The organism is Mesorhizobium sp. P3_A9, assembly GCF_056402975.1.
The window spans coordinates 43,256-53,427 of the sequence record NZ_JBFUGJ010000013.1 but is presented as its reverse complement, the minus strand read 5'-3'; the positions used below and the strand labels follow the sequence as shown (position 1 = coordinate 53,427).

General features: G+C 63.7%; 13 protein-coding genes and 1 pseudogene. All 14 read left to right on the top strand.

The features are described from left to right. A pseudogene (gene fliI / locus AC1DX0_RS04435) lies at window positions 1-233 on the top strand (flagellum-specific ATP synthase FliI); the annotation flags it as partial. Continuing rightward, window positions 214-1,071, top strand: coding sequence for a hypothetical protein (locus AC1DX0_RS04430; protein ID WP_477219931.1), 858 nt, complete (start codon window positions 214-216; stop codon window positions 1,069-1,071). The pseudogene fliI and the gene AC1DX0_RS04430, both read left to right, overlap by 20 nt. A 158-nt stretch (window positions 1,072-1,229) precedes the next feature. Next, complete coding sequence (gene flgB, locus AC1DX0_RS04425) at window positions 1,230-1,610, top strand: flagellar basal body rod protein FlgB (protein WP_477219932.1); 381 nt, start codon at window positions 1,230-1,232, stop codon at window positions 1,608-1,610. A 2-nt stretch (window positions 1,611-1,612) separates the two neighbouring features. Beyond that, on the top strand, window positions 1,613-2,029 hold the full coding sequence (flgC, locus tag AC1DX0_RS04420; protein ID WP_477219933.1) for a flagellar basal body rod protein FlgC: 417 nt from the start codon (window positions 1,613-1,615) through the stop codon (window positions 2,027-2,029). Next, on the top strand, window positions 2,026-2,349 hold the full coding sequence (gene fliE, locus AC1DX0_RS04415; RefSeq protein WP_477219934.1) for a flagellar hook-basal body complex protein FliE: 324 nt from the start codon (window positions 2,026-2,028) through the stop codon (window positions 2,347-2,349). The genes flgC and fliE overlap by 4 nt, the downstream gene beginning before the upstream one ends. 11 nt (window positions 2,350-2,360) lie before the next feature. Beyond that, entirely contained in the window at window positions 2,361-3,149 is a 789-nt protein-coding gene (gene flgG / locus AC1DX0_RS04410) for a flagellar basal-body rod protein FlgG (protein ID WP_477219935.1), read from the top strand. A 6-nt stretch (window positions 3,150-3,155) separates the two neighbouring features. Beyond that, the gene (gene flgA / locus AC1DX0_RS04405) at window positions 3,156-3,692 is read left to right on the top strand and encodes a flagellar basal body P-ring formation chaperone FlgA (RefSeq protein ID WP_477354356.1); all 537 of its coding nucleotides are present in this window, start codon (window positions 3,156-3,158) and stop codon (window positions 3,690-3,692) included. After that, window positions 3,689-4,930, top strand: a complete 1,242-nt coding sequence (locus tag AC1DX0_RS04400; RefSeq protein ID WP_477354353.1) for a flagellar basal body P-ring protein FlgI — start codon at window positions 3,689-3,691, stop codon at window positions 4,928-4,930. The genes flgA and AC1DX0_RS04400 overlap by 4 nt, the downstream gene beginning before the upstream one ends. A gap of 3 nt (window positions 4,931-4,933) precedes the next feature. Beyond that, window positions 4,934-5,521 carry a MotE family protein gene (locus tag AC1DX0_RS04395; protein WP_477219938.1) on the top strand — a complete coding sequence of 196 codons (588 nt, stop codon included), beginning with the start codon at window positions 4,934-4,936 and terminating at the stop codon, window positions 5,519-5,521. Beyond that, window positions 5,518-6,225 carry a flagellar basal body L-ring protein FlgH gene (flgH, locus tag AC1DX0_RS04390; protein WP_477219939.1) on the top strand — a complete coding sequence of 236 codons (708 nt, stop codon included), beginning with the start codon at window positions 5,518-5,520 and terminating at the stop codon, window positions 6,223-6,225. The genes AC1DX0_RS04395 and flgH overlap by 4 nt, the downstream gene beginning before the upstream one ends. A 19-nt stretch (window positions 6,226-6,244) precedes the next feature. Continuing rightward, complete coding sequence (locus AC1DX0_RS04385; RefSeq protein WP_477219940.1) at window positions 6,245-6,739, top strand: flagellar basal body-associated FliL family protein; 495 nt, start codon at window positions 6,245-6,247, stop codon at window positions 6,737-6,739. Further along, window positions 6,736-7,467, top strand: a complete 732-nt coding sequence (fliP, locus tag AC1DX0_RS04380) for a flagellar type III secretion system pore protein FliP (protein ID WP_477354350.1) — start codon at window positions 6,736-6,738, stop codon at window positions 7,465-7,467. The genes AC1DX0_RS04385 and fliP overlap by 4 nt, the downstream gene beginning before the upstream one ends. Before the next feature lie 245 nt (window positions 7,468-7,712). Further along, window positions 7,713-8,705, top strand: a complete 993-nt coding sequence (locus AC1DX0_RS04375; RefSeq protein WP_477219941.1) for a flagellin N-terminal helical domain-containing protein — start codon at window positions 7,713-7,715, stop codon at window positions 8,703-8,705. 280 nt (window positions 8,706-8,985) lie between these two features. Continuing rightward, on the top strand, window positions 8,986-10,053 hold the full coding sequence (locus AC1DX0_RS04370; RefSeq protein ID WP_477219942.1) for a flagellin N-terminal helical domain-containing protein: 1,068 nt from the start codon (window positions 8,986-8,988) through the stop codon (window positions 10,051-10,053). Window positions 10,054-10,172 lie beyond the last annotated feature (119 nt).

Below are 10,172 nucleotides of genomic sequence, written 5' to 3'. Positions count from 1 at the left end.
CTTTGGTGACGCGGCTGAAGTCGATGATCTCGCGCTTCGAGGACACGCGCGACATCCGCCTGCTCGGCGCCTATCAGGGCGGCGCCGACGCCGAACTCGACATCGCCGTGCGCCAGGTGCCGCTGATCTACGAGGCGCTGACGCAATCGCCCAGGGACCGCCCGTCAGCCGATCYATTCTCCGATCTCGCCCGCCATCTCAAGGGAAAGCTGAATGCCGAATCAGGAGACTGAACGCCAATATACCGAGCGCATCCTGAACGAGATGATCGCCGAGGCGAACGCCGCCGAGGCAGCTCGGGACGAGGAAGAGAGGGCCGCCAAGGCCAAGGTTGCCAGCGCCATAGCCGCCAAGACCGCGGCTGTTTTGGCCAGAGCGGCCAAGCCGGCTCTGGCCAGAACCAAGCCGGCTATACCCAGATCCGAGCCTGTTCCGGCTCAGGCTGCCGTGTCCGCCATGCATGTGGTCCCTCGCGTAGAGCCTGCCGAGATGACGCAGGCAAGCCGCGAATCGCTGATCGACGGCCTGTTCCCGGTCACCGAATGGCCGCAACCACCAAAGGCGCAATTTCCAAAATTGAGCAAGAAGGCCGACCGGCGAAGCGACTTCGTCATCGCCGCGCTCGGCGTCACGCTCGGCCTGATCTGCGCGCTGTTTCCCTGGTACATCTTCTTCAACCAGGAGCAGTTCGGCGTTCAGGCGATCAAGTTTGGCGGCACCGGCACCAATTCGGGACGCGCGGGTGGCGGCGTGGTCGCCTCGCGCAGCGCGCCGCTGACGGCCAAGGACGTCCCTAACACCAGCATCGACCTGCTCGCCACCGGAACGGTGCAGGATGACGCCACCCCGGCACAGCCGCCCGGCGACCAGCCCTTCCCCGCCGATGTCGCGAAATTCCGCATGGTCCATGTCGCCAACGGCCGCGCCATGATCGAGGACGACACCGGCCTGTGGATCGTCCAGCGCGGCTCGACGCTGCCGGACTCGAGCACGGTATCGTCGATCGAGCAGCGCAACGGCAAGTGGGTCATGCTGACCAGCACCGACCAGGTGATCCAGCTTTCCAGGTAAGGCAGCCACGGCTCTGCCAGAGCGGTATTCTCGGACAAACGGCGCCCGTTTGTCCGAGAATACCGCTTCTCGCTTTTCGGCCTCATGCTCTAGCGGTCGACCGCAAGGTCCGCGCAAGACTGGCGGCCTAGTCTTTGGGCACATGCCCGGAGATTCCCATGGAGCCCGTTTCCCTTTTCGATCTCGCCGCCAAGCAAGCGCAGTGGCTTTCCGTGCGACAGTCGGCGATCGCCGGCAACATCGCCAACGCCAACACGCCGGGCTACACGGCAAACGATGTCGAGCCCTTCGAAAAGGTGCTCGACCGTACCGCCGTGTCGCTGCAGACCACCGAGGAAGGCCATCTCGGCAGCGCGGCGACCAATGCCGGCTTCACCATCAAGCCGCAGGAAGATGACGGCGTGATCATGCCGTCCAAGAACACCGTCGTGCTTGAAGACCAGCTTCTCAAGGCCGGCGAGGTGCGCCGCTCCTTCGAGCTCAACACGGCGATCGTCAAGGCCTTCCATTCGATGATGATGATGGCGGTGAAGAGCTGACCATGGACGCGCTGACCGCAGCCCTGAAAGTCGCAGCATCCGGCCTCGGCGCCCAGTCCGAGCGCCTGCGCGTGGTTTCGGAAAACCTCGCCAACGCCCAGTCGACCGGCACCACCCCCGGCGCCGACCCCTATCGCCGCAAGACCATCAGCTTCGTCTCAGAGCTTGACCGGACCTCCGGCAGCTCGACGGTTGAAGTGAACTCGATCGACCGCGATCCGAGTGATTTTCCCGTCGAATTCCAGCCTGGCAACGAGGCCGCCGACGAGAAGGGCTACGTCAAGATGCCCAACGTCAACGTGCTCATCGAAATGGCCGACATGACCGAGGCCAACCGCTCCTATGAGGCCAACCTGCAAGTCGTGAAGCAGGCGCGCGACCTCATTTCAATGACCATCGACCTGATGAGGAACCAATGATCGTGAATGGCATCGGCGCGCTTAACCTGAAGCCCGGGCTGGGCGATATGGCGACCGACCTGCTTCAGGGCGGTGTCGCGCCGGCGACAGCCGGCAACCTTGGCACCTCCTTCGCCGAAGCGGTGAGCCAGGCGGCCTCCAAGACCGTCAACACGATGCAAAACGCCGAGCAGGTGTCGCTGCAGGCGCTCAAGGGCGATGCCGACACCCGTCAGGTGGTCGATGCCGTGATGAGCGCCCAGCAGGCGCTTCAGACCGCCGTCGCCATCCGCGACAAGGTCGTATCGGCCTATCTCGAAGTCAGTCGAATGGGTATTTGAGGAGTTAGGGCATGAAAGCACTCGCCATCGCCGCCACCGGCATGAATGCCCAGCAGACAAATCTGGAAGTCATCGCCAACAACATCGCCAACATCAACACCACCGGCTACAAGCGGGCGCGCGCCGAATTCTCCGACCTGCTCTACCAGGTCGACCGCACGCAAGGCGTGCCCAACCGCTCCAACGCCTCGCTGGTGCCGGAGGGCGTTTCGATCGGCCTCGGCGTCAAGACGACAGCCGTGCGCAACGTGCACACCCAGGGCGAACTGACCAGCACCGGCAACAGYTTCGACATGGCGTTGACCGGCAGGGGCTGGTTCCAGATCGAGGGCGCCGACGGCGGCACGCTCTACAGCCGCGCCGGCGCCTTCAACACCAACGCCACCGGCCAGCTGGTAACGGTGGATGGCGCCAGTGTCATTCCGGCCATCACCGTGCCGACCGATGCGGTCGAGGTCATCGTCAACAAGACCGGCCAGGTCTTCGCCCGCATCGACGGCCAGACCGACCTGCAGTCGCTCGGCCAGCTGCAGATCGCCAATTTCGCCAACGAGGCGGGGCTCGCGCCGCTCGGCGACAATCTGTTCCAGGAAACGGCAGCCTCCGGCCCGGCCAATGTCGGCGTACCAGGCGATCCCGGCTTCGCCACCATCCAGCAAGGCTATCTCGAGGCTTCCAACGTCGACCCGGTCAAGGAAATCACCGAACTGATCTCGGCGCAGCGCGCCTATGAGATGAATTCCAAGGTGATCCAGGCCGCCGACGACATGGCCTCGGTCGTCTCCAAGAACATCAGGTAACGGATGATGGCCATGCCGATCTCCTGCTCCGCATTCCGCCGCACCGCGCTGATCCTTGCGCTGGTGTCCGGCGGCATGCCGGCTTTCGCCCAGGAATCGACAAGCCAATCGAGTGGCCAATCGGCAACGCAGATCGCCAGCAATCAGCCTGTCGGCGAGGTCGTGCTGATCCCCAACCGCGTCATCTATCCCGGCGAGACCATCGAGCTCACCGCCTTGAAGCAGGTGACCCTCATCCCGGGCAAGCACAAGCCGGATGCCATGGCGACTGTTGCCGAGGAACTCCAGGGCAAGATCGCCAAGCGCACGCTGCTGCCCGGCCGCTACATTCCGTCAGCCGCCATTCGTGAGGCATGGCTGGTCGAACAGGGCGCCGCCGTGCAGGTCTTCTTCATCGCCGGTGGTCTGACGATATCGGCCACCGCCGTGACCTTGCAGCCGGGTTMGGCCGGCGAAGTCATCAAGGTTCGCAACAGCGACAGCGGCAAGATCCTCTCCGGCACCGTGATGGCCGACGGAACCATCCAGGTCAGCGCTTCATGATGCGCCCGCTTGCCCTTCTGCTCGCGGCCACGCTCGGTCTGCAGCCGGCGCTGGCCGACGGCCTGACACCCAAGGCCAAGCGCGAACTCGCCGCCAGGAACGGCGGCGTCGACAACGATCCCGAATATGATCCGGCGACCACCACCCGCATGTTCCGCGTTTCGCCCGGGCCGAGCTCGCTACCGCCCGGCCAGGTCGCCTCGCGTATCAAGGACATCGCCCAGCTGCAGAGTTCGCGCGACAACCAGCTCGTCGGCTACGGCCTGGTCATCGGACTGGCCGGCTCGGGTGACAGCCTGCGCAATTCGCCATTCACCGAGCAGTCGATCCGCGCCATGCTGGAAAATCTCGGCATCGCCACCGAAGGCGGCAGCGCGCGCGCCAAGAATGTCGCCGCCGTCATCGTTACCGCCAACATGCCCCCTTATGTGCAGTCGGGCGCCCGCATCGACATCGACGTCTCCTCGATGGGCGACGCCACCTCGCTTGCCGGCGGCACGCTGATCATGACGCCGCTAAAGGCGGCGGATGGCGAGATCTACGCCGTCGGCCAGGGCGCGGTCATCGTTTCGGGCTTCACCGCCCAGGGGCAGGCCGAGCAATTGACGCAAGGCGTGCCGACCGCCGGCCGGGTGCCGAACGGCGCCATTGTCGAGCGTTCGGTCAAGGCCGAATTCGACGACCAGCCGATCTTGACGCTGCAACTGCGCAATCCCGACTTTTCGACCGCCRTCCGCATCGCCGACGCCATCAACGACTACACCAGCCAGCGYTTCGGCATGCGCGTGGCGGSMGAGCGTGATKCCCGCACSGTRCAAATCAGRCGKCCGAAGAAYGTTTCGGCGGCCCGCTTCTWTGCCGAGATCGARAACCTGGTSGTCGARTCSGACACGCCGGCCCGCGTCGTCATCGACGAGCGCACCGGCACCATCGTCATCGGCAACGAMGTCAAGATTTCGCGSGTCGCCATCAGCCACGGCACGCTSACSGTGCGCATCACCGAAGCGCCGCGCGTCGTGCAGCCCGAACCTTTCTCCAAGGGCGAAACCGCCGTCGAACCGTTCACCGCCATCGACGCCAGCCGGCCCGACGCCCGCGTCGCGGTGCTCGACGGACCCGACCTGCAAACCCTCGTCTCCGGCCTCAACCGTCTCGGCGTCAAGCCGGACGGCATCATTGCCATCCTGCAAGGCATCAAGTCGGCCGGCGCCCTGCAAGCCGATCTGGTTCTCCAATAGGCGATGCCGATGATCTCCTCCCCCTCATCCCATGAAAGACGCCCTTCCCGCGCAATCCTGTTTGCGGCCGCGGCAATGGCGGCCATGTCGGTTTCCGGTGGCGACGCACACAGTGAGGATGTCGTTCGCCAGGTTCTGCCCGGAGCACAGCCCGCAGTGGTGCCGCAGCAACTGACGCGGGAGAAGGCGCCGGACCAGAGCGAGATCGAGCGTTTCTGCTCCAACATAGCCGACGCCGCCCGTGACCGCCGCTATGCCTTGCAGGCCGAGGAATTGAAACAACTCCAGGCCGGCATCGACGAGCGCATGAAAGCGCTGGACGCGAAGAAGGCCGAATACGAGACCTGGCTGAAGCGGCGCGAAGTGTTCCTGGCCCGGGCCGAGGACGGCGTCGTCAAGATCTATGCCGGCATGAAGCCCGATGCGGCGGCCGAACGCCTGGCGATCGTCAACGCCGACCTCGCCGCGGCCATCCTGATGAAGCTCGATTCACGCAAGGCCGGCGTCATCCTCAACGAAATGGACCAGAAGGCGGCGGCGACGCTCACCGGCATCATGGCCAGCGCAGCCCGAAGGGTAGATCCGTCATGATCCGCAGAATGTTCATCCTGTGCGCGGTCGCGGCGCTGTCCGGCTGCGGCACCAATCTCAAGGAAGTCGGCAAGGATCCGGCGCTGTCGCCGGTCGGCTCCGGCATCGACGGCGGCAACACCTCTTCGCTCTACAAATACCCCGAGCCACCTCGGGGGCCGGTGAAGAAGTTCTCGTTGTGGGACGACCGCCAGAGCCGACTGTTCACCGATCCCCGGGCGCTGTCGCAGGGTGACATTCTCACCGTCAAGATTTCTATCAACGACAGGGCCAACTTCAAGAACCAGAACGACCGAAGCCGCACCGCCAACCGCAAACTTGGTTACGACATCAGCGCGCAATGGGACAAGCTGAGCACCGCGGGCAAGGGCTCTGGCGCTCTCTCGTCCGGCACGGACACGACTGCCGATGGCGAGATCAAGCGGTCGGAAACGCTTGAGCTCAATGTCGCGGCGATCGTCACCGATGTCTTGCCGAACGGCAATCTGATGATCACAGGGTCGCAGGAAGTGCGCGTCAATGCCGAACTGAGGGTGCTGACCATCGCCGGCATCGTGCGGCCGGCCGATATCGGCGCCGAGAACACGATCCCCTACGAACGCATCGCCGAGGCGCGCATCTCCTACGGCGGCCGTGGCCGCATCACCGAGATCCAGCAGCCGGCCTACGGCCAGCAGATTCTCGACCAGGTTCTTCCGTTCTAGGGATTGGGGAACAAGCACCGTGGCCAATGTCGAACAGCTTCAGCCACGCAAGGGTCCTTCCCTTGTCGTCCAGGGCGCCATGCTGCTGGTGGTGACGGCCGCCGCCATTGGCATGGGCTGGATGTCCGGCGGCTATCTCAAGGGCGTCGGCGCACCGTCATCTGTGCCGGCCGCGCCTGAAAATGAGGGCAAGGTAGCCGAGCCCGCCGCCGCGCAACAGCCAGGCACGGGGCCGACGCTCGTCGCACTGGCGCCGATCACCACCAACATCGCCTCCCCCGCCGACACCTGGATCAGGATGGAAGTATCCGTGGTCTACGACGCGCCGCAGCCGCCGGCGATGGCGGAGGACATCCAACAGGACCTTCTGGCCTTCGTGCGCACGCTGAAGATGCATCAGGTCGAGGGCGCCAGCGGTTACCAGCACCTGAAAGCCGATCTCGAGGAACGCGCCTCGATCCGCAGCCAGGGGCACGCCAAACAGGTTCTCATCAGGACATTGCTGCTCGAATGAAGAAGTTCCTTCTCGCCGCGGCGCTGATCGGCGCCGCCACATCGATCGCGGCGGCGCAGCAGCTGGACCTCGGCGGCATCGGCAAGGCCGACGGCACCACCGTGGGCTACATCATCCAGATGTTCGGCCTGCTGACCGTTCTGTCGGTGGCGCCGGGGTTGCTGATCATGGTGACGAGCTTCACCCGTTTCGTCATCGCCTTCTCGATCCTGCGCGCCGGCATCGGCCTGCAGTCGACGCCGGCAAACCTCATCCTGATTTCGCTGTCGCTGTTCATGACCTTCTATGTCATGGCGCCGACCTTCGATCAGGCCTGGAACACCGGCGTCAAGCCGCTGATGGACAACCAGATCAGCCAGACCGAGGCCTTCGAGAAGATCTCGGATCCGTTCCGCACTTTCATGCTGCACAATGTGCGCGACAAGGACTTCGACCTCTTCGCCGACCTCGCCCGCGAACGCGGCCAGGTCGTTGCCAAGGAGACGGTCGACCTGCGCATCCTGGTTCCTGCCTTCATGATCTCCGAGATCAGGCGCGGCTTCGAAATCGGCTTCCTGATCGTGCTGCCATTCCTGGTCATCGACCTGATCGTCGCCACCATCACCATGGCGATGGGCATGATGATGCTGCCGCCCACCGTGGTGTCGTTGCCGTTCAAGATCCTGTTCTTCGTCCTGATCGACGGCTGGAAYCTKYTSGTCGGCAGCCTGGTGCGATCSTTCAACTAGCCTCGCGCTCTCGGCTTGCGCCTGGACTGCCCGGAAGAACCGGGCGGTGGCCGAGACGGCGTCGAATTTTTCTCAAATTATTTTCGATTAACCGTCCGATTTAGTCCTTTGGTAGGGACTCGCCGCCATAGTCGCTCGCAGATGGCGGGTGACCCAAAAACAACGGTCATTGGCATGATGCCGCTCCGTCATACCGGACAATCCGGTATGCAAAAAACACCTGTAAAAACAAGGTACGAGTAGCCATGGCCAGTATCATGACCAACGCCTCGGCGTTGACCGCTCTGCAGAGCTTGAACGCCACCCAGAAGAACCTCGACACCACCCAGGCCCGCATCTCGACGGGCTATCGCGTCTCCCAGGCTTCGGACAACGCCGCTTACTGGTCGATCGCCACCACGATGCGCTCCGACAACCAGGCCATGTCCACCGTTTCGGACTCGCTCGGCCTCGGCGCCTCGAAGGTTGACACCGCCTACACCGGCATGGACAGCGCGATCACCACCATCAACGCGATCCAGCAGAAGCTGACCGGCTCCTATGGCCAGACCGACGCTGCCAAGGAAAAGACCCAGGTCGAAATCGCCGCGCTGCAGGCGCAGCTGAAGGGTTACGCCGACGGCGCCACCTTCTCCGGCACCAACATGCTGTCCGTGAACAGCGGCGCGACGGCCACTACTGCCGCCGACGTCAAGGTCGTTTCGGCCTTCAACCGCAGCTCCGCCGGCGCGGTTTCGATCTCGACGATCGACGTCAACGTCGAAAGCATCAAGCTGTATGAAGCCGGCACCGCCGCGACCTCGAAGGGCATCCTGGACGCCAATCGCCTCGGCGTCTCGGGCGCCGAGACTGCCACGGCTTCGGCTCCGACCCTGGGTGCCGCCGCTGCGGCCACCGACACCTATTCGGTCGCCAGCCTGGCCATCTTCTCGGGCACCACTGCCGCCAGCGATAGCCAGATCTCGCAGATGATGACGGTTGTCGACGCCGCGCTCAAGGACATGACGACCGCCGCCACCAAGCTCGGCGCCGCCAAGAGCTCCATCGACCTGCAGAAGACCTTCACCTCGAGCCTGATGGACTCCATCGATCGCGGCGTTGGCCAGCTCGTCGATGCCGACATGAACAAGGAATCGACCCGCCTCCAGGCGCTGCAGGTTCAGCAGCAGCTCGGCGTCCAGGCGCTGTCGATCGCCAACGGCTCGTCGCAGTCGATCCTGTCGCTCTTCCGCGGCTGATCGCACTCAACCGGTTACAGCCAAACAACAACGGGCCGCGCCAAAAGCGCGGCCCGTTTTGCGTTTGCTCCAGCCCCGCGCAACCCTCGTTTCTTAACCCTCGAAAGCAGGCCTTTAACAGGCCGTTAACCATAACAAGCTAGTCATGGTTAACCATAGCTTACAACGGATTGGCGAATCGGCCCGGTCGGGACGGCGGCAATCGATGGGCGGGCCAGCGGCTCGCGAGGGCAACGCCGGTTTTTGAGAAAGACCGGCCTGGGAAAAAGGAGCGAGTTTCTTGGCGAGCATCATGACAAACGCTGCGGCGTTGACAGCACTTCAAAGCCTCAACGCCACCAACAAATCGCTCGAACAGACACAGTCCCGGATTTCGACGGGCTACAGGGTCTCCGAGGCCTCTGACAACGCYGCCTACTGGTCGATCGCCACCACCATGCGCTCCGACAACCAGGCGCTGTCGACGGTGCAAGATGCGCTCGGCCTCGGCGCTTCGAAAGTCGATACCGCCTACACCGGCATGAACAACGTCCTGACGACGATCGGCAACCTCAAGACCAAGCTGCTTTCGACCATCGGCCAGACGGATGCCAACAAGGCAAAAACGCAGACCGAAATCACCTCCCTTCAGGCGCAGATGAAGTCGTTTGCCGACGCGGCCACTTTCTCCGGCTCGAACTATCTGTCGGTGACGTCAACGCAGGTCGCTGCCGCCAACGATGGCGTCCAGGCCAACGCCAAGATCGTCTCGTCCTTCAACCGCTCCTCGTCGGGCGCCATCTCGCTCGGAACGATCGACATCGATGTCGAGAGCACCAAGTTGTTCGACAACGGGCTCCCCACCGCCGTCAAGAACCAGGGCACTCTCGACCGCAAGACGTCCGTCTACGCGACAGCGGCCGCCCAGAACCTTTACGACACCGCCTATTCGGCTGCGATCGCCGGCGGCGGCACGGACATCGCCGCCAACACCGCTGGCCAGACGGCGGCGGGGGCGGTCGCCAAGGTCGACAACGTCTCCGCCTTCAATCTCGACATCACGGCGCCGGGCGTGACCGACGACATCATCACCCAGATGGTCAACAAGATCGACAAGGTCATGAGCCAGTTGACCGACTCGGCCACCATCCTCGGCGCCGCCAAAAGCAGCATCGACCTGCAGAAGACCTTCACGCAGAGCCTGATGGACTCCATCGACCGCGGCGTCGGCCAGCTCGTCGATGCCGACATGAACAAGGAATCGACCCGCCTGCAGGCGCTGCAGGTGCAGCAGCAGCTCGGCATTCAGTCACTGTCGATCGCCAACAGCTCATCGCAGTCGATCCTGTCGCTGTTCAAGAACGGCTAATTCAGCCGTAACTGACAGATACCCACATCCAATTCACGGGCCGCGCCGCAAGCGCGGCCCGATTTCATTTTCGCACAAGCTTCGAGGGCTAGTGTTCCGGCGGACAATCATGCTGGGAG